The organism is Streptomyces sp. DSM 110735, from assembly GCF_016482685.1.
GTDB lineage: Bacteria > Actinomycetota > Actinomycetes > Streptomycetales > Streptomycetaceae > Streptomyces.
Genome location: NZ_JACYHF010000009.1, coordinates 212,591 through 231,828, shown reverse-complemented (window position 1 = coordinate 231,828; position 19,238 = coordinate 212,591). Strand labels below are relative to the sequence as shown.

Here is a 19,238-nt window from a genome sequence, read left to right as displayed (position 1 = left end):
GACCCGGCCCTCCCCGTGAACTCCCGTACGCCGGGCTACTTCTGAAGGATCGACAGATCCTGGTCCGCCTGCGGTACGGCCACCAGTCCGCGGTCGCTCGGCAGCGTCTGGACGGTGAAGCCGGGGACGCCCTCCTCCGTCGCCGACAGGGTGCGCGAGCCGTACACCGGGCCGCCGGAGACGGGCTCCACCGTGAGCGCGTAGGTGCCGCGCAGACCCGAGGGGACCGGCGCGTCGACGTTCTGAGTGGTGCCCGCCTTGATGGTGAACGTCTTGGTGGCGGGGCTGCCGCCCTCGCTGCCCGCCGAGGCGGTGACCTTGACGGTGGCGGTGGCGGTGGGCGCGGTCAGGGCCAGGGTGGTGCCCTTGCCGCTGTTGTCGGCCGAGGTCGCGCGGCGCCCGACGGGGGCGGTCGCCGGGATGTACGCCGTCTCCTTCTTGGCTCCCGTGCCCCGTACGACACGCAGCGCCGCGACCACGGGCACGGAGTCGTCGCTCGGGGTGAGGATCAGGGAGCCCGCCTGCCCCCGGGTGACGGCGCCGAGGTCGGCGAAGGTGGTCATGCCGGACTTGACGTGCAGGGTCTCGTTCCCCGCCGGGGTGACCGTGCCGTTCTGCGCGGCCAGGCGGACCTTCAGGTCGGCGTCGTCGTCGCCGGGGGTGAAGGCGACCAGGCGCACGTCGGTGGCGTCCTTGGGGATGCCGGGCAGGACCAGGCTGCCCGCGGGGTCGGCGGACGCGGCGAGCCAGTCGCCGCCCCCGGAGTCGTCCTGAGCCTGGACGGCGGCGCCGACCCGTCCGCTGCGCACGGTGACGTGCACGGTCAGGTCGGTCTGCCGCTCGTCGGTGAGGGTGGACAGCAGCACCGGTTCGCTCGCGTGCGGCTTGACGGTGATGCCGTCGGCGACCTCCGACTTGATCGCGCCGTCCTTGCCGTAGAGCTTGATGTCCACGACGGCGGCGGAGTCGTCCGGGTTGGTCAGGTGCACGTAGTCGGTGCGGCCCGCGGCGGTGCTCGCACCGGGGAACCAGAAGTCGGTGTCGGCGGGGGTGCAGGTGACGCCCTGGAGACCGCTGCCGGTGCCCGCGGCGATCTCGGTGGTCTCCTGGACGGTCCAGCCGGGCGCGTACTTGCCGTCGGCGGTGCCGATGAACGCGGGGGCGTCGGCGCCGGAGGTGTCGCCGGTGGCCGGGGTGCCGGGGTCCTTGGGCTTGAGGGGCGGCTCGGAGTCCGGACCGCTCTTGCTCTTGCCGCTCTTCCCCGAGCCGGAGTCGTCGGGGGTCTCCTCGGTGGCCGCCTGGAGGGTCGCCTTGCCGCCGCCGTCGGTGCCCTTGGTGACGGGCGTGAACGACGTGTACGACGTGTCGGCGATGTCGGAGAAGCTGGGCGCCGGGCAGAGCAGCCCGGTGCGCTGCACGGGCAGTTCGGCGGCCGCCCTGGCGGGGCTCGCGCCGGACGCCCGGGGCGGGTCGACGGTGGCGTAGGCGGTGACTCCGGCGAGCGCGGTGGCGCAGGCGAGGAGGGACAGGGTGGTGCGGTTCACTGCTGGCTCCCGTCGTGGCGCTCGTCGCCGGTGCCGTAGGGCTGCTGGGCGGGGTTGTAGCCGTGCGGGTGGGCCGCCGGGTCGTAGGGCTGCTGCTGGGCCGGGTCGCCGTAGCCGTAGGGGTCGTACGGGTTCGCCTGGCCCTGCTGGTACGGGTCGTTGCCGTAGCCGCCCTGGTAGGGGTCCTGGTACGGGTAGGGGTTCTGGTCGGCGGGGTAGCCCGCGTACTCGCCCTCGGTGTACTCGGGCTCCTGGTAGGCGGCCTCCGCATAGGCGGGGGCGTCCCACTCGGCGTAGTTCTGCTGGTGGGGGACGGCTCCGTCGGGGAGTTCCTGGGGGAAGTCGCCCTCGGGGAAGTCCTCGTGGGGTCCGTCGGGGAAGCCGGGGTTCCCGGCGTCCGCCTCCGGCGTCTCCTGCTCGTGCAGGGCGGCCTCGCGTGCGGCCTGTTCCTCGGCCTGGGCGCGCAGGCGGCGGGCGCGGCGGCCGTCGCCCGCGAGGTCGTCGGCGGTGGGCAGGTCCTCGTCGGGGAGGTCGTCGTCGACGTCGCGGCGGCGGCCGGGCAGGGCGAGGACGACCAGGACGACGGCGAGGGCGCCCTGGGCCCACAGCCACAGGGTGTGGGTGAAGGGGGCGTCGTAGGTGACGTCCAGCTTTCCGCCGCCGGACGGGAGCTGGAAGCCCTGGGCCCAGCCGTCGACCGTGGTGCGGGTGAGCGGCTTGCCGTTCAGGGTGGCGGTCCAGCCCTCGGCGGCGGAGTCGGCGAGCCGGAGGACCCGCCCGTCGGCGCCGCTGGGGACGGTGGTGTGGATCTCGACCGGGCCCGCGGCGACCGGCTTGGGCGTGCCGGAGCCGCCCCGGTCCACGATGGCGGCGCGGGAGACCTGGGCGTTGACGCGCCACAGCCCGCTGCCGTTCTGCTGGCTGAGGCGGCTCAGACCGGGGGTGGCGTCCAGGACGCGGCTGATCTGGCGGGGCGCGCCCTTGTGGACGAGGACGTAGCGCACGGCGAAGCCGCCGAGCTGTCCGGCCTGGTCGGCGCCGGAGCCAGCGACCAGGTTGGCGACGATCTTGTCCAGGCGGGTGTTCGCCCCCTCGGAGGCGGTGAACTCGGCGTCGCCGATGCGGGCGCCCGCGCCCCGGACGAGGCTGTAGCGCACCTGGGCGGTGGAGTCGCTGTCCAGGACGAGGGTGCGTGCCTGGTCGCGGGTGGAGGCGTCCTCGGCGACGAACGCGGGGACCTGCGCCGGGTCGCGGCGCTCCAGCGGTCCGTCGGCGCCGCCGATCATCCAGCTCACGGCGGCCACCAGCGGGCCCACCACCGAGGCGAGGGCGATCAGGGCGGCGACCGGCTGGCGCCAGCCGAAGCTCTGCTCGGCCACCCGCGCGCGTGCCCCGTCGGCGCCGAGCGCGGCGGCGGCGAGCAGGGCGATGCCGTAGACGAGGGTGGCGGGTCCGGCCCAGGCGGAGCCGTTGGACAGGACGGCGAGGACGAAGCCGGTCAGGGCGACGGCCCACGCGGCGCGGATGCCCAACTGCCGCTCGGAGCGCAGCAGCGCGGCGAGCGCGGCCAGGACGAGACCGATGAGCAGCAGACCGGACACGGTGCCGGGTCCGCCCGGGCTCGTGCCGAGCAGGTCGGACGCCGAGGCGGCGGAGGGACCGTAGTCGAGGCCCGCCTCGCCGAAGAAGTTCGTCGGGAGCAGGGTCAGCGACCAGGGCGCGAGGACCAGCAGCGGGGTGCCGAGCTGGACGACGAGGCGCAGCAGGGAGGCGATCAGGTCCGAGCGGCGCAGCACCAGGACGCCGACGCCGAGCACCAGCGCGGCGGGCCAGACGACGGGGGTGAACGCGGTGGTGATGGTGAGCAGCAGCGCGTACGCCCAGGTGGCGCGCCAACTGCCGCGCCCGCCGGAGCTGTTGGTGAGACCGCTCGCGGCGACTGCGGCGCGCGCGATGAGCGGCAGCAGCACGGCGAGGACGGCGGTGCCGATACGGCCGCCCGCGAGCGCGCCGGTGACGGCGGGCAGGAAGGCGTAGGCGATGGCCGCCCAGGCGCGCAGCAGCCGGGAGTCGACCAGCGGCCGGGAGGCGAAGTAGGCGGTGAAGCCCGCGAGCGGCACCGAGCCGACCAGCAGCACGGTGACGGCGAGACCGGTGGAGCCGAGGAGCAGGGAGGCCAGTGAGGCGAGGGCCGCGAGGTAGGGCGGTGCCGCCGGGGTGCCGCCCGCGCCCGCGGGGTGCCAGGCGGCGCCGTAGGTCGCCCACAGGTCGCCGGCGCCGGCCGGGAGGGGCAGCAGGGCACCGCCCGCGAGGGCGCCGCCGCCGAGCAGGGCGCGGCAGGCGATCAGGGAGATCAGCAGCAGGCCGAGGAAGAGTGCCGGACCGGGGTTGCGGGCGATGCGCTTGAGGCGGGCGTACCGCTCGACGACGAAGAACTCGTCGTCGCTCCCGGTGTCTCCGCCGCCGCCGTGCCGTCCGACGGGGGTGGTGTCGGACTCGGAGCTGGTGGAGAAGTTGGCGGCGACCTGTTCGATGGTGACCCGGATGGTCGCGCCGGGCGGCGGGAAGAGCGGGCGGAGTTCGTCCTTGTCGACGACCGGGCGCCCGCGTCGCTTGCGGGCGGCGAGGATGCGTTCGGGGCGCAGCAGGGTGCCGAGCAGACCCCGGATCTCGTCCACTGCCTGTCCGGGCACCTTGCCGACGAGGTAGGCGAGGGTGCGCAGCAGGGTGCCGAGGACGAGGCGCAGCAGCACCCAGGGCAGGGCGGCGGTGCGGGTGTTGACGAGCAGGGTGTGGACCGCGCCCGCCTTGTCGACCTTGTGCGGGGAGGCGGCGGTGCGGCCCGCGCAGTCCACCGCGCGGCGCTCGCGGGAGGCGGCCTCGGCGTGCCGGACGATCGCGTCGGGGGCGACGAGGACGCGGTGGCCCGCCAGATGGGCGCGCCAGCACAGGTCCACGTCGTCGCGCATGAGGGGCAGCCGGCGGTCGAAGCCGCCGAGTTCCTCGAAGACGTCGCGGCGCACGAGCATGCCCGCGGTGGAGACGGAGAGGACGGGGCGCACGTGGTCGTGCTGGCCCTGGTCCTGCTCGCGGCGGTCGAGACCGGTCCAGCGGCGGCCGGAGTTGGCGATGGAGACGCCGACCTCCAGGAGCTGCCTGCGGTCGTACCAGCCGCGGAGCTTGGGGCCGACGACGGCCACGTCGTCCCGGCCCAGTTCGAGTTCGTTGTCCACGACGCGCAGCATCTGGGCGAGTGCGTCGGGCTCGGGGGCGCAGTCGTCGTGCAGCAGCCAGAGCCACTGGACGGGTTCGCCCTGCGACGGTCCGGGCCGGTCGTAGGCGTCGTCGCCCCAGGCGCCGCCCGGTGTGTTCCAGCCGCCGGTGCCGCGGAGGTAGGGCAGGTCGTCGGCGGTGAGGACGGGCGCGTGCCGGTCGGCCTCCTCGACGGCCGCGCCGAAGCCGGTGCGGCGGGCGAGGTGCAGGACGTTGGCGTCGCCGAGCGCCTCGGCGACCAACTGGGCGGAGTCGTCCGCGCTGCCGGTGTCGGCCGCCACCGCGTACTGCACGGGGCGCTCCTGGCCGATCAGCCCGGCGAGGGCGTCGGGCAGCCAGCGGGCGCCGTCGTGGGTGACGAGGACGGCGGTCACCACATGACGCGGGAACTCAGGGATGGCAGCGTCGTGTTGGGCTGCCGTATGGCTGTGCACGGACATCGAGGTACGGGCCCCGGTTCGATGGACTGCGGTGGACGCGTGCGCCCCTGGTGCGGGGCGGGGCGTCTCGGACGAGCGACCACACTATCGGCTGGCCATGACGACGGCCCGCCGCCTGTGGACAACCCACCGACGACGGGCCGTTCGCCCCTTATGCGCACAACTCTTCCCACCGCTCGGCCGTCAACGGCCGGAAAGTGATCGGGAGTCGGTCAGACGGCGGCCTTCTTCAGGCGGCGTCGCTCACGCTCGGACAGACCGCCCCAGATGCCGAAACGTTCGTCGTTGGCGAGGGCGTACTCGAGGCATTCGGAGCGGACCTCGCACGCGAGGCAGACCTTCTTGGCCTCTCTCGTCGAGCCGCCCTTCTCGGGGAAGAAGGACTCGGGATCGGTCTGGGCGCACAGCGCGCGCTCCTGCCAGCCGAGCTCCTCGTCCGCGTCGTCGACCAGCAGTTGCTGCACCAGCTCGGTCATGTGCGCCCCTCGTCCGTCTTTCGCGTCCCCGTGCGTCGCCGTAACCGTCCGGCTGAACGACACGAGTGAAATTACAAGTGTGCTGCTCCGGGCGAGTCAAGCCGAGATCTGCTATTGAGCCCGTTATTCACTCTGCGGAACCAAGGCCGTGCGGTAAGTGTTCAAATCGCCATAAACCTTGACACGCGTGCGGGCCCGGACGGACGGCGGACCTCGCACCACCTCTGTACGAGGAGAGACGCCCTCGTGTTCGTCCCCGTTCCGCGTGGGTGGCACGCGGTCCGCGCTCGAGCACCCGGATGTGCCCCATGTGTCCCGAGCATCGGATGAACAAACCTTTCACCTGACAGAAGAACCGGATGAGGTGAAACATGTCCCACATTCCGGGCATCGAGTTGACACCGCTGGTGTGAGCCGCTGTCCTAGTGGGCATGTTCGCGAACTTGGCGCTCACCTCGACCCGCACCGGCGGGTCCCTCGGTGCTGCCCTCGTCCGCCGAAGCTGTTGCTGTTGTCCTTGCTGTTGAGCCCACCGCGCTCCAGTTGGACCCCGGACCCATCCAGGTCCGGTCGCGTCTCCCCGTCCTGACACCTGCTCCAGGACATCCCGCACGCCCGTGATCCGGGCGCCCCCGCGTGAACCTTCCGCCCCCCACTCCTCTTCCGAGGGACCACAGCACCCCGATGAACAGCGACAACGATCTCCAGATCGCCGGCGACATCCTCGAAGTACCCCATCTGCTCCAGCCGCCCCGTGAACACCCGGTGACCGTCGCCGAGTTCGCCGGGCTGGCCCGCGCCGTCGCCGCCGACCGCGCCCAGTGGGCCCATCTGGTCCGCTACGACGCCACCACCCGCTGGTACCACCGGCTGCGCACCGGACCCGGCTACGAGGTCTGGCTGCTGTCCTGGGTGCCGGGCCAGGGCAGCGGGCTGCACGACCACGGGCGCTCCTCCGGTGTCCTCACCGTCCTCGCGGGCAGCCTGACCGAACGCACCGAGCGCGGCACGCGGGCGCTCGCGGCGGGGGCTCAGCGGGTCTTCGCACCCGGATACGTGCACGAGGTGGTCAACGACTCCCTGGAGCCCGCGGTCAGCCTGCACATCTACTACCCGGGTCTCACCGCGATGCCCATGCACACCCCGGGGCAGCGCGAGGCGCAGGGCGAGCCGCACGGTGAACCGCGGGCCGAGCCGTGCCCGGCCGTGGTGTGAGCCACTCCCTCCGCTGAGCGCTCACGGCGGCTGACAGACTGTGGTCATGCGCATTGTGGTTCTGGCAGGCGGCATCGGCGGTGCCCGGTTTCTGCGCGGTCTCAAGAAGGCCGCCCCGGACGCGGACATCACGGTCATCGGCAACACCGGCGACGACATCCATCTCTTCGGTCTGAAGGTCTGTCCGGACCTCGACACCGTGATGTACACGCTCGGCGGCGGCATCAACGAGGAGCAGGGCTGGGGCCGGGAGGACGAGAGCTTCCGGGTCAAGGAGGAGCTGGCGGCCTACGGCGCCGGTCCGGGCTGGTTCGGTCTGGGCGACCGGGACTTCGCGACCCACATCGTGCGGACGCAGATGCTGGACGCCGGGTACCCGCTGAGCGCCGTCACCGAGGCGCTGTGCGCCCGCTGGCAGCCCGGCGTGAAGCTGATCCCGATGACCGACGACCGGGTGGAGACCCACGTGGCCGTGGAGGTGGACGGCGAGCGCAGGGCCGTCCACTTCCAGGAGTACTGGGTGCGGCTGCGCGCCTCGGTGCCCGCCGAGGCGGTCGTACCGGTCGGCGCCGAGCAGTCCAAGCCCGCGCCCGGTGTCCTGGAGGCCATCGCCGAGGCGGACGTCGTCCTCTTCCCGCCGTCCAACCCGGTCGTGTCCGTGGGCACGATCCTCGCCGTGCCCGGCATCCGGGAGGCGATCGCGGAGGCGGGCGTGCCGGTGGTGGGGCTCTCCCCCATCGTCGGGGACGCGCCCGTGCGCGGGATGGCCGACAAGGTGCTCGCGGCGGTCGGCGTGGAGTCCACCGCGGCGGCCGTCGCCGCGCACTACGGCTCGGGTCTGCTCGACGGCTGGCTGGTCGACACCGTCGACGCGGGCGCGGTCGAGCGGGTCGAGGCGGACGGCATCCGCTGCCGTGCCGTACCGCTGATGATGACCGACGAGGACGCGGCAGCCGCCATGGCGCGCGAGGCGCTGGCGCTGGCCGAGGAGGTGCGGGGCGCGTGAGCACGAGCGAGTACCGCGTCTGGGCGCCCGACGGGCTGCCCGAGGTGGCGCCCGGTGACGACCTGGCCAAGCTGATCGCTGCCGCCGAACCGGGGCTCGCCGACGGGGATGTCCTGCTCGTCACCTCCAAGATCGTGTCCAAGGCCGAGGGGCGGATTCTCGAGGCGTCCGACCGTGAGGCGGCGATCGACGCCGAGACGGTCCGGGTCGTGGCCCGGCGCGGTCCGCTGCGCATCGTGGAGAACCGGCAGGGTCTGGTCATGGCCGCCGCCGGAGTCGACGCGTCCAACACCCCCGGCGGCACCGTCCTGCTGCTCCCGGAGGACCCGGACGCCTCCGCGCGCGCGATCCGCGAGGGTCTGCGCGACGCGCTCGGTGTCGACGTCGGCGTGGTCGTCACCGACACCTTCGGGCGGCCGTGGCGCGCGGGTCTGACCGACGTGGCGATCGGCGCCGCCGGGGTGCGGGTCCTGGACGACCTGCGCGGCGGCACGGACGCGCACGGCAACCCGCTCTCCGCCACCGTCGTCGCCACCGCCGACGAACTCGCGGCGGCGGGCGACCTGGTCAAGGGCAAGGCTGCCGGGCGACCCGTGGCCGTGCTGCGCGGTCTGCCGCACGTCGTCACCGGAGCGGACGAGGACGGCGAGGGCGCGCGGGCGCTGGTGCGCTCCGCGCGCGACGACATGTTCCGGCTCGGCACCTCCGAGGCGGTCCGCGAGGCGGTGACCCAGCGGCGCACCGTACGGACCTTCACCGACGAGCCGGTGGACCCGGGCGCCGTGCGCCGCGCGGTGGCCGCCGCGGTGACCGCGCCCGCGCCGCACCACACGACGCCGTGGCGGTTCGTGCTGCTCGAGTCGCCCGAGTCCCGGCTGCGGCTGCTCGACGCGATGCGGGACGCCTGGATCGCGGACCTGCGCCGGGACGGCAAGAGCGAGGAGTCCATCGCCCAGCGGGTCCGCCGGGGCGACGTGCTGCGCAACGCGCCGTACCTCGTCGTGCCCTGCCTCGTCATGGACGGCTCGCACACCTACGGCGACGCGCGGCGCGACGGTGCCGAGCGGGAGATGTTCGTCGTCGCCATGGGCGCGGGCGTGCAGAACCTGCTGGTCGCGCTGGCCGGGGAGCGCCTTGGCTCGGCGTGGGTGTCGTCCACCATGTTCTGCCGCGACGTCGTGCGCGAGGTGCTGGACCTGCCCGCCGACTGGTCCCCGATGGGCGCGGTGGCGGTCGGGCATCCGGCTCAGGATCCGGCGGCGCGTCCGGCGCGGGACGCGGGCGCGTTCATCGAGGTGCGCTGACGGTGGGCGGGGGCTGCCCTAGTCTCGTAGGGCAGCCCCCGCAGCCCCCGCACCACCCGCATCCCTAGGACCTCATCCCGTGGCAGGACGTTTCGCTCCCCGGCCCGTCTCGCGTACGACCGTGCGCGGCGGGGAGGTCACCGTGTCCGCCCCGGTGCCCCGGCAGGCGACCGCGCCCCGCACCCGTACATGGGTGCCGGACGGTCCCCTCGACCTCGGGCTCGTGCTCGGACCGCTGCGGCGCGGACCCGGCGACCCGATGTTCCGGGCGACCCGTGACGGCTCGGTGTGGCGAGCCTGCCGTACGCCTGCCGGTCCGGGCACGCTGCGGGTGTCCGCGCGCGGCGGCGAGGTGTGCGGGGAGGCGTGGGGACCAGGCGCCGAGTGGCTGCTCGACCGGCTGCCCGAGCTGCTGGGCGCCGCCGACGACCCCGAGGCGTTCGCGCCCCGGCACCGGATCGTGGCCCTGGCCCGGCACCGGCGCCCCGGACTGCGGCTGACCCGCACCGGTCTGGTGCTGGAGTCGCTGATCCCCTCGGTGCTTGAGCAGAAGGTCACGACCGACGAGGCGTACCGTGCCTGGCGGCTGCTGGTACGGCGGTTCGGGGAGCCCGCGCCGGGACCCGCCGGTACGGGCGACAACCCCCTGTGGGTCATGCCCGCGCCCCGCGCCTGGGCGCTGATCCCCTCCTGGGAGTGGCACCGCGCGGGTGTCGACGACAAGCGCGCCTCGACGATCCTGCGGGCGGTACGGGTCGCTGCGCGGCTTGAGCGGACGACGGCTCTTCCGCCCGCCGAGGCGCGGTCCCTTCTGGAGGTCGTGCCCGGTATCGGTCCGTGGACCTCGGCGGAGGTGGTTCAGCGCAGCCATGGTGCCGCCGACGAGGTGACCGTCGGGGATCTTCATCTGCCCCGGATCGTCGGGTGGGCGCTGGCGGGAGATCGTGACGCCGACGACGCGGTGATGCTGCGCTTGCTTGAGCCGTATGCCTCTCAGGGGCAGCGGCATCGGGCGGCTCGGTTGATTCTGCTGAGCGGGAGCGTGCCGGCTCGGCGGAAGCCGAAGATGCCTCGGGTGGATATCGGGCTTCTGTAGAGGACTTGGGGCTGCGCCCCCGGCCCCCGTTCGGGGCTTCGCCGTTGGGGGGTCTGGGGGCGGCCGGGTGCGGGTGCGTTGGGGCTTGTCGCGCAGTTCCCCGCGCCCCTACGAAGCGTGGCCCCTGCTGCATCGGCGCCCCTTGCTTCCGTTCGGAGCTTCGCCGGGTGCGGGTGCGTCGGGGCTTGTCGCGCAGTTCCCCGCGCCCCTACGAAGCGTGGCCCCTGCTGCGTCGGCGCCCCTTGCTTCCGTTCGGGCTTCGCCGGGTGCGGGTGTGTTGGGGCTTGTCGCGCAGTTCCCCGCGCCCCTTCGTGACGTGCCCCTCGCCCCGAAAGCTCGCTCGCACCGCTACATGTCGGACGAGAACCGCACCGCGCCCGCCGGGATCTGTGCCCCGCACCACACCCGGACCCCGTCGCGCAGTTCGTTGTCGGCGCCGACGACCGCGCCGTCGCCCACGACCGCCCCGGTGACGACGGAACGCTCGCCCACCCGGGCCCGCGCGCCGATCAGTGAGTCGGTGACGACCGCGCCCGCCTCGACGACCGCGCCCGGGAGGATCGCGGAGCCGGAGACGCGGGCGCCCTCGGCGACGAAGGCGCCCTCGCCGACCACCGTGCCGTCGGTCAGCTTGGCGTCGGGGGCGACGGTGGCCGTGGGGAGGATCAGGCGGTCGCCGCGGCGGCCGGGGACCGCCGGGGAAGGCGCCCGGCCGAGCACCAGGTCGGCGGAGCCGCGGACGAAGGCGGCGGGAGTGCCGAGGTCGAGCCAGTAGGTGGAGTCGACCATGCCCTGGAGGTGGGCTCCGGCGGCGAGCAGTCCGGGGAAGGTCTCGCGCTCGACCGAGACGGGGCGCCCCGCCGGGATCGCGTCGATGACGGAGCGCCGGAAGACGTAGGCGCCCGCGTTGATCTGGTCGGTGACGATCTCCTCGGGGGTCTGCGGCTTCTCCAGGAAGGCCAGCACGCGCCCGGTCTCGTCGGTGGGGACGAGACCGTACGCCCGGGGGTCGGTCACCTTGGTCAGGTGCAGGGAGACGTCCGCGCCGGTGGACTCGTGGGTGTCCACCAGGGCCCGGATGTCGAGCCCGGTGAGGATGTCGCCGTTGAAGACGAGCACCGGCTCCTCGGGTCCGGAGCGCAGCCGCGCGGCGACGTTGCGCAGGGCGCCGCCGGTGCCGAGGGGTTCCCGCTCGGTGACGTACTCGATGTGCAGACCCATGCCGGAGCCGTCGCCGAAGTACGGCTCGAAGACCTCGGCGAGATAGCTGGTGGCGAGGACGATGTGCTCGACGCCCGCCGCTCTGGCCCGCGCCAGTTGGTGGGTGAGGAACGGCACCCCGGCCGCCGGGACCATGGGCTTGGGCGTGTGCACCGTGAGCGGTCGCAGCCGGGTGCCCTTGCCGCCGACCAGGAGGATCGCTTCTGTCACCTGTCGTCTCTGCTTCCTGCCGGGACCGCCGAAACGTCTCGTTTCGGCCGGCCAGTGTATGCAGACCGTGCGACGGTGCCCGGGGTGGCCGCGCGGTGTTTCCCCTGGATCGGCGTGCGGACTTCCCCCGGTCGCCCCGCCGTCTCCCCCGCCCGCCCCCCGACGGCCGTGCACGCGCCACATCCGGTCGTGCGCTCTTCCCCTACGGGTAGAGAGTGCCACCGCCGGACGCCGGGCAACCCTGGCACCGGACCGCCCCGGTGCCGGACCCGCCGGTGCGCGCGGCTCGCGCGGCGTACTCTTGCGCGGGTGACTGCCACCGATCGCACCCCCGCCGACCTGCTGCGTTCCGCGCTCGCCGCGGACGCGGGCCGCCCCCTGGTGACGTACTACGACGACGCCACGGGCGAACGTGTCGAGTTGTCCGTGGCCACCTTCGCCAACTGGGTGGCCAAGACCGCCAATCTGCTCCAGGGCGAGCTGAACGCCGGACCCGGTGACCGGGTGGCGCTGCTGCTGCCCGCGCACTGGCAGACCGCCGTGTGGCTGCTGGCGTGCGCGTCGGTGGGCGCGGTGGCCGACGTGGACGGCGACGCCGCCGCGGCCGACGTGGTGGTCAGCGGCCCGGACTCGCTGGAGGCGGCACGCGCGTGCAGGGGCGAGCGGGTGGCCATGGCGCTGCGCCCGCTGGGCGGCCGGTTCCCCGTGGTCCCGGACGGTTTCCTCGACTACGCGGCCGAAGTGCCGGGCCAGGGCGACCGGTTCGCGCCGTTCGCGCCCGTGGACCCCGAGGAGCCCGCGCTGATCGTGGCCGGGGCGGAGTTCAGTGCGGCCGAGGTGGTCGAGCGTGCCCGCGCGGCGGCGCCCGAGCTGGATCTGACCGGCCCTGGCTCCCGGCTGCTGTCGGGGCTGCCGTACGACACCTGGGAGGGGCTGAGCGCGGGTCTGTACGCCCCGCTCGCCGCCAGTGGCTCGGTGGTGCTGTGCCGCCACCTGGACCGCCTGGACGGCGACGCCCTCGCCAAGCGCATCGAGACCGAACGGGTCACGGCCGCGCGCCACTGACCCTCCGCGGGCCGTCCTCACCCGTCCGGCGCAGCAAAGGGCGGCCCGGGACCCGCTTCGCCGCCATGGTCGTAGGAGAGGGATGTGACGCTCGTACGCCATGGATCGGGGTGGACCTGACGTGCCCGACAGCGCAGGCAGGCCACCCGCTCCCGGCCCCGGGTCCTCGGCCACCGGGGACGGGCTGGCCCGGCGGCGCAGACGCCGGTGGGTCAGGGGTGCGGCGCTGGGCTCGGCGGTGCTGCTGCTGGCGGCCGCCGGAGCGGGCTGGGCCGTCTACGACCGGCTCAGCTCCAACATCACCCCCGACGACGCCGCCGCCCGCGAGCTGGCCCGCTACGAACGCGAGCGGCCCACCGCGCTGGTGAAGGACGCGCAGAACATCCTGCTGATCGGCTCCGACACCCGGGCCGGGGACAACGGCGCCTACGGGCGCGACACGGGCAGCGCGCGGGCCGACACCACGATCCTGCTGCATCTGGCCGCCGACCGGCGCAGCGCCACCGCGGTCTCGCTGCCCCGCGATCTGATGGTGCGCGTCCCCGAGTGCGTGGGCGCGGACGGCGACCGTACGGAGCCGGTGTTCGCGATGCTCAACCACGCCTTCCAGCTCGGCGGTTCGGCGTGCACGATCCGTACCGTCGAGGAGCTGACCGGCATCCGCGTGGACCATCACATGGTCGTCGACTTCAGCGGGTTCAAGGAGATGGTGGACGCCGTCGACGGGGTGCGGCTGTGCCTGAAGGAGCCCGTCGACGACAAGGCGGCCAAGCTCAGCCTGCCCGCGGGCACCGTGACCCTCGACGGGGAGCAGGCGCTCGGCTACGTGCGTGCCCGCAAGACCCTCGGCGACGGCAGCGACACCGATCGGATGGAGCGCCAGCAGCGGTTCCTCGGCGCGCTGGTGGACAAGGTGCGCGGCAGCGACGTGCTGCTGAACCCGGTGAAGCTCTATCCGGTGCTGGACGCGGCGACCTCCGCGCTCACCACCGACCCGGAACTGGCCAATCTGCGGGGTTTGTACCAGTTGGTACGCGGGCTGCGTGACATCCCCACCGAACATGTGCAGTTCCTGACGGTTCCCCGCGAGGCGTACGTCTACGACTCCAATCGCGACCAGCTCGTGGAGCCGGACGCCGGACGCCTCTTCGCGCGGCTGCGGGCGGATCAACCCGTCGCGGTGGCCAAGGACACTTCACCCGAAAATACCGGTAATGCCCATCAGCAAGGCTCCACGAACGACCCTTCTCCGGTGCCGACTTTTCACGGGAACACGGCTGCCGAGCGGGCCTGTGAGTAATGCGCGCACCAAAACGGCGAACCTTTGTTCAGGAATATGGGCGGGATTGCCCGGTTGTAGGAACGTGGAATTTGTCACGCGCGTCGCCCGACGCTGAACTGGGCGGATAGTGTGAGCGATCCGATGCACCCCGCCCCGAGGTTCAGGCCCTGAGGCCGTGCGTCGATTCACCGAGACCCGAGCGCCTACGAGGGGGAAGGCGCCGCGTGGCCCCGACGGAGGATTCAGGCAACCGTGGACGCGCAAAGCCGTGGGCGGGCGGACAACATCGATCCCGCAGACCAGTGGGTACTCAATCCGAACACCGGCGAATACGAACTGCGACTAAATCCTTCCGGAGCGCAATCGCCGGTTCCGGGACCGCGTAGGTCAGCCCGCCGCGACAACGGCGCCGCGCCCCCGCGCCAGCGGGGCGACGCCCCGCCCCGGGAACCCCGGGAGCGCGAGGCGGAGGTCCCGCAGCAGCCGCGGCGGCGCCGGGGTGCCGAGCCCGAGCCGGAGCCACAGGGGCGGCGCGGTGCCCGGCGCCCCCCGAAGAAGCCGAAGAAGTCGAAGGCGAAGAAGATACTCGCCTGGACCGGCGGCAGCATGGCGCTCGTGCTGGTCGCCGTGGGCTCGGCGGGCTACCTCTATCTGAAGCACCTCGAAGGCAACGTCGCCACGACCGACGTCGGCAGCGTGGCCAAGAAGGGCTTCAGCAAGGACGACGCCTTCAACATCCTGATCATCGGCACGGACAAGCGCACCGGCAAGGGCAACGCGGGTTACGGCGACAAGAACAGCGTCGGCCACGCGGACACCAACATCCTGCTGCACGTCGCCAAGGACCGTACGAACGCGACAGCGCTGAGCATCCCGCGTGACCTGATCGTGGACATCCCGGACTGCAAGACCGTCGAGCCCGATGGCAAGGAAGACATCATCGGCGGCACCGACCAGCACCGCTTCAACGAGAGCCTCGGTCAGGAGGGCCGCAACGCGGGCTGCACGATGCAGACCGTCCAGGCCGTCACCGGTATCAGGCCCGACCACTTCATGATGGTCGACTTCAACGCGGTGAAGACGCTGACCTCGGCGGTGGGCGGTGTCGAGGTGTGCGTGGCCCACGCGGTGAACGACCCGGACTCGCACCTGAACCTGCCTGCCGGAAAGTCGACCGTCAAGGGCGAGCAGGCGCTGGCGTTCGTCCGTACCCGGCACAGTTTCGGCAACCACGGCGACCTGGACCGCATCAAGGCGCAGCAGCAGTTCATGGGGTCGCTGATGCGCAAGATGTCCTCCAGCGACACGCTCAGCAACCCGAAGAAGCTGTTCGACCTGGCGGACGCCGCCACCAAGGCGCTCACCGTCGACCAGGGCATCAAGTCCGTGAGCACGCTCAAGGACATCGCCCTGGAGATGAAGAAGGTCCCGCCGAAGAACATCACCTTCCTCACCGTGCCGGTGAAGGACAACCCGGCGGACGGTGTCATCCACAAGACCGTGATCGTCGACCCGGTCGCGGCGCCTCCGATCTTCGACGCCATCAACAACGACGTCTCCTTCACGGACGTCAAAAAGAAGAAGAAGGCGGCCAAGGACGCGCAGGCAGCCCGTCTCAAGGGCAGCCGGTCCGCCGCCTCCGACGTACGGGTGCGGATCCTCAACGGCGGTGCGCAGGCGGGCAGCGCGCAGTCGACGCTCCAGTGGATGCAGACCGACAAGGGCATCCTCAAGTCCGAGAACGCGGGCAACGCCCCGGCGGAGCTGAGCAAGACCACGCTGGAGTACGCGCCGGACCAGGCGTCCCAGGCGCGTGAACTCGCCGCTCTCATGGGTCTGTCGGGCTCCGCGCTCAAGCCGGGCAAGAGCGTGACCAACAGCCAGGGGCTGCCCGCGATGACCCTGACCCTCGGCAAGGACTTCAAGGGCGCGGGCGTCTCGATGACCGCCCCCTCGAAGGCACCGGAGGTCGCGAACAAGTCGACGGCCGACAAGGCGCAGTGCGCCTCGTAGCCAACGGCTCGTAGGCAACGGCTCGCAGGCAACGGTTCACAGGAAAACGGTTCACAGGTAACGGTTCGGGCCCGTCGTGCGTCTATAGGGACGCGGGACGGGCCCGTTTGCTTGGTGCGGTACAGGAGGCCGGGGAGTTGGCGCAGAGCAGCGTACGGGGGAAGGCCGGTCCGGAGGGGGCGGTGACGGCCGCGCCGGGCGGCCAGGGCCCGTCGGGAGGCGGCAGAAGAGGTGCCCGGCGGGAACGCGGGCGCGGGCGGCGGGTGCTGCGCTGGGCGGCGATCGTGCTCACCCTGGCGATACTCGGGTCGGCGGGGGCCGGCTATCTCTACTATCAGCACCTCAACGGCAACATCACCAAGGGCAGCAGGATCAGCGGCGACGACTCCAAGGTGCGCCGTACCCAGCCCGACGCGGCGGGGCGTACTCCGCTGAACATCCTGCTCATCGGCTCCGACAGCCGTAACTCCGCCGAGAACGTCAAGCTCGGCGGCAGCAGGGACAACCGGGGCAATCCGCCGCTCGGCGACGTGCAGATGCTCATCCACCTCTCCGCGGACCGCAAGAGCGCCGCCATGGTGAGCATCCCGCGCGACACCCGCGTGGCGATCCCCAAGTGCGTGGACCCCGACACCAAGCGGGTCTACCAGCCCACCGAGGACATCATCAACACCACGCTGGCGCGGGGCGGGGCGGGCTGCACGCTGGCCACCTGGGAGAAGCTGACCGGCGTCTACATCGACCACTGGATGACCATCGACTTCGCCGGTGTGGTGCGGATGGCCGACGCGATCGGCGGTGTCGACGTCTGCGTCAACCAGAACGTGTGGGACCACTCGACGCCCGCCCAGCGCGGCGGCTCGGGGCTGAAGCTGAAGGCGGGTCACCGCAAGGTGAAGGGCGTGCAGGCCCTGCAGTGGCTGCGCACCCGGCACGCCTGGGGCAGCGACGTGATGCGCGCCCGCGCCCAGCACATGTATCTGAACTCGATGATCCGCACGCTCAAGGGGCAGAACGTCTTCACCGACAGCGGGCGCCTGATGGACCTCGCCGAGGCGGCCACCAAGTCCCTGACGGTGTCCCAGGAGATCGGCACGGTCAAGAAGCTCTACGACCTCGGCACCCAGCTCAAGTCCGTCCCCGCCGACCGGATCACCTCGGTCACGATGCCCAACGTGGAGGACCCGCTCAACAAGGAGCACGTGGTGCCGCAGACGACCGCCTCCGACAAGCTGTGGGAGATGCTGCGCGACGACGTCCCGCTGGACCGCAACGGCAAGCCGTCGAAGTCCAAGACCAAGTCCCCGCGGACCAAGGCACCTTCGCTGCAGCCGTCCCAGTTGGGGGTGGTCGTGGCCAACGGCACCGGCAGTTCGACCCAGGCCGCCGTGCCGGGGCGCGCGGCGGCGATCGACACGGTCCTGGCGCAGGCGGGGTACGGCAGGGCGACCAGGGACACCTCGGCGGCGCTGTCCGAGGACGAGACCGTGGTGCGCTACCCGAGCGCCGACCTGGAGGGCGATGCGCAGGGCGTGGCCAAGGCGCTCGGCATCCCGCTGGGCCAGGTGGAACGTTCCACCGACGTCTCGGGCGTGACGGTGGTCGTCGGCGCGGACTGGCGCACCGGCACCGCGTACCCGAAGAAGTCCGCCCCGAAGGCAGGTGACATACCCGAGGGATCGGACGCCATCAACGGCGCCGACACCTCCCGCTGCATGGACGTGTACCAGCCCTACCGCTGGTAGGAGACGCGGGAAAGGGGTCCCTTCCCGCGGGACGCGCGCGGAGGGACCCCTTCGGCCGACGTGCCGTCAGCGGGCTTCGAGCACCGCCGGGCGGCGCGAGGCGATGACCCGCTGGGCGAGGGACTTGGGGCTGGTCAGGAAGCCGAAGCCCCAGGACATGTGCATCGTGGCCAGCGCGACCGGGATCTGGAGGCGCGCCTTGAGCGGGAGACCCCTGCCCGCCGGGAGCGAGCCCGCGACGATCGCCGCGAGGTAGCCGCCGGGTATGACCAGCCCCCACGGGGTGAGCGCCACGCCCACCACGAGCCCGGCGGCGATCGCGCACACGGCGACCGGCGGGGCGAGGTAGCGCAGGTTGATCGAGCCCTCGTGGTAGCGGGCGACGACATGGCGCCAGCGACCGTAGTCCTTGTACTGCTTGGCGAGCGCCTTCACGCTCGGGCGCGGCCGGTACGACACCTTCAGCTCGGGCGAGAACCAGATGAGACCGCCCGCCTCGCGGATGCGGAAGTTCAGCTCCCAGTCCTGGGCGCGGACGAACTCCTCGTTGTAGCCGCCCTGCTGCTCCAGCGCCTCGCGGCGGAAGACACCGAGGTAGACCGTCTCGGCGGGAGCCGCCTGGCCGCCGGTGTGGAAGGCGGCGTTGCCGACACCGATCTTGGAGGTCATCGCGGCGGCGACCGCGTGCTCCCAGTCGTTCTCGCCCTCGGCGTGCATGATGCCGCCGACGTTCTGCGCGCCGGTCTCCTCCAGGAGGCGTACGGCGGTGGCGATGTAGTGGGGGGAGAGCATCCCGTGCCCGTCGACGCGGACCACGACGGGGTGCCGGGACGCCTTGATCGCCGCGTTCAGCGCGGCGGGGGTCCGGCCGGTCGGGTTCGGGACGGTGTGCACCCGGGGGTCCTCCGCCACCAGTCCGGCCGCGATCTCGTCCGTGCGGTCCGTGGACGGACCGAGGGCGATCACGACCTCCATGTCGCCCGCGTACTCCTGCGCGAGGATCGCCTCGACCGCCCCGCGCAGATGCCGTTCCTCGTTGAGGACGGGCATGATCACAGAAACAGCGGGGAGCCGCACGTCGGGCTTGGCGTTCATAAGGGCCTCACGTTACCGCGAATGGGGGACACCGTTGCGCGCCGCCGGGGCTGCGACGCGGGCTGGAGATCGTATCGGCCTACGGTTCCTACAAACCCCACGTACGGCCCAGCCCGGAGGTGTCCCTTGCCCAGACCGCCTCGGCCCCCCGCCTCCACGGCCAAGGGCGGTGCGGCCGCCCCCGGCCCGCAGCGCCGTCCGCAGCCGCCCGGGCGGGCGCCACGGGCGGCGCGCGTACGGCGCAGGCGTCCGC

The 19,238-nt window shown here is 72.6% G+C and carries 13 protein-coding genes; 8 read left to right on the top strand and 5 right to left on the bottom strand.

All coding sequences use genetic code 11. From position 1 onward, the window contains the following. Positions 1–35 precede the first annotated feature (35 nt). From IF655_RS17090 to IF655_RS17080, 3 genes are all read right to left on the bottom strand, one after another. The gene (locus tag IF655_RS17090; protein ID WP_199585660.1) at positions 36–1,544 is read right to left on the bottom strand and encodes a DUF5719 family protein; all 1,509 of its coding nucleotides are present in this window, start codon (positions 1,542–1,544) and stop codon (positions 36–38) included. Continuing rightward, positions 1,541–5,257, bottom strand: coding sequence for a glycosyltransferase family 2 protein (locus IF655_RS17085; protein WP_206775957.1), 3,717 nt, complete (start codon positions 5,255–5,257; stop codon positions 1,541–1,543). The genes IF655_RS17090 and IF655_RS17085 overlap by 4 nt, the downstream gene beginning before the upstream one ends. Positions 5,258–5,469: 212 nt before the next feature. Beyond that, positions 5,470–5,733, bottom strand: a complete 264-nt coding sequence (locus IF655_RS17080; RefSeq protein WP_003975777.1) for a WhiB family transcriptional regulator — start codon at positions 5,731–5,733, stop codon at positions 5,470–5,472. A gap of 684 nt (positions 5,734–6,417) precedes the next feature. On the opposite strand from IF655_RS17080, the gene IF655_RS17075 reads away from it, so the two are divergent. From IF655_RS17075 to IF655_RS17060, 4 genes are all read left to right on the top strand, one after another. Next, positions 6,418–6,948 carry a cysteine dioxygenase family protein gene (locus IF655_RS17075; RefSeq protein WP_199585659.1) on the top strand — a complete coding sequence of 177 codons (531 nt, stop codon included), beginning with the start codon at positions 6,418–6,420 and terminating at the stop codon, positions 6,946–6,948. Positions 6,949–6,994: 46 nt separating this feature from the next. Beyond that, a complete protein-coding gene (cofD, locus tag IF655_RS17070; RefSeq protein WP_199585658.1) occupies positions 6,995–7,954 on the top strand; it encodes a 2-phospho-L-lactate transferase in 960 nt (319 codons plus the stop codon). After that, complete coding sequence (locus tag IF655_RS17065; RefSeq protein ID WP_199585657.1) at positions 7,951–9,258, top strand: coenzyme F420-0:L-glutamate ligase; 1,308 nt, start codon at positions 7,951–7,953, stop codon at positions 9,256–9,258. Before cofD ends, IF655_RS17065 begins: the two co-directional genes overlap by 4 nt. A gap of 79 nt (positions 9,259–9,337) precedes the next feature. Further along, on the top strand, positions 9,338–10,354 hold the full coding sequence (locus IF655_RS17060) for a DNA-3-methyladenine glycosylase (protein WP_199585656.1): 1,017 nt from the start codon (positions 9,338–9,340) through the stop codon (positions 10,352–10,354). 348 nt (positions 10,355–10,702) lie between these two features. Here the strand turns inward: IF655_RS17060 and IF655_RS17055 are convergent, their stop codons facing one another. Beyond that, a complete protein-coding gene (locus tag IF655_RS17055) occupies positions 10,703–11,785 on the bottom strand; it encodes an NDP-sugar synthase (RefSeq protein WP_199585655.1) in 1,083 nt (360 codons plus the stop codon). 309 nt (positions 11,786–12,094) lie between these two features. On the opposite strand from IF655_RS17055, the gene IF655_RS17050 reads away from it, so the two are divergent. The 4 genes from IF655_RS17050 (at position 12,095) to IF655_RS17035 (ending at position 17,890) form a co-directional block, all read left to right on the top strand. Next, positions 12,095–12,850, top strand: a complete 756-nt coding sequence (locus IF655_RS17050) for a TIGR03089 family protein (RefSeq protein WP_199585654.1) — start codon at positions 12,095–12,097, stop codon at positions 12,848–12,850. A gap of 121 nt (positions 12,851–12,971) precedes the next feature. Then, on the top strand, positions 12,972–14,150 hold the full coding sequence (locus tag IF655_RS17045) for an LCP family protein (protein ID WP_307814949.1): 1,179 nt from the start codon (positions 12,972–12,974) through the stop codon (positions 14,148–14,150). Between the two features lie 234 nt (positions 14,151–14,384). Further along, entirely contained in the window at positions 14,385–16,145 is a 1,761-nt protein-coding gene (locus IF655_RS17040; protein ID WP_199585652.1) for an LCP family protein, read from the top strand. A 137-nt stretch (positions 16,146–16,282) separates the two neighbouring features. Then, positions 16,283–17,890: an LCP family protein gene (locus tag IF655_RS17035; protein WP_206775956.1), complete on the top strand. Its 1,608-nt coding sequence runs from the start codon at positions 16,283–16,285 to the stop codon at positions 17,888–17,890. Between the two features lie 66 nt (positions 17,891–17,956). On the opposite strand, the gene IF655_RS17030 is transcribed toward IF655_RS17035, so the two are convergent. Further along, positions 17,957–18,985 carry a glycosyltransferase family 2 protein gene (locus IF655_RS17030; RefSeq protein ID WP_199585651.1) on the bottom strand — a complete coding sequence of 343 codons (1,029 nt, stop codon included), beginning with the start codon at positions 18,983–18,985 and terminating at the stop codon, positions 17,957–17,959. Between the last annotated feature and the right edge of the window lie 253 nt (positions 18,986–19,238).

Excerpts from the sequence above, each read along its gene's own strand:
- IF655_RS17085 (WP_206775957.1), bottom strand. The coding sequence starts at position 5,257 with ATGTCCGTGCACAGCCATACGGCAGCCCAACACGACGCTGCCATCCCT.
- cofD (WP_199585658.1), top strand. The coding sequence starts at position 6,995 with ATGCGCATTGTGGTTCTGGCAGGCGGCATCGGCGGTGCCCGGTTTCTG.
- IF655_RS17075 (WP_199585659.1), top strand. The coding sequence starts at position 6,418 with ATGAACAGCGACAACGATCTCCAGATCGCCGGCGACATCCTCGAAGTA.
- IF655_RS17030 (WP_199585651.1), bottom strand. The coding sequence starts at position 18,985 with ATGAACGCCAAGCCCGACGTGCGGCTCCCCGCTGTTTCTGTGATCATG.
- IF655_RS17080 (WP_003975777.1), bottom strand. The coding sequence starts at position 5,733 with ATGACCGAGCTGGTGCAGCAACTGCTGGTCGACGACGCGGACGAGGAG.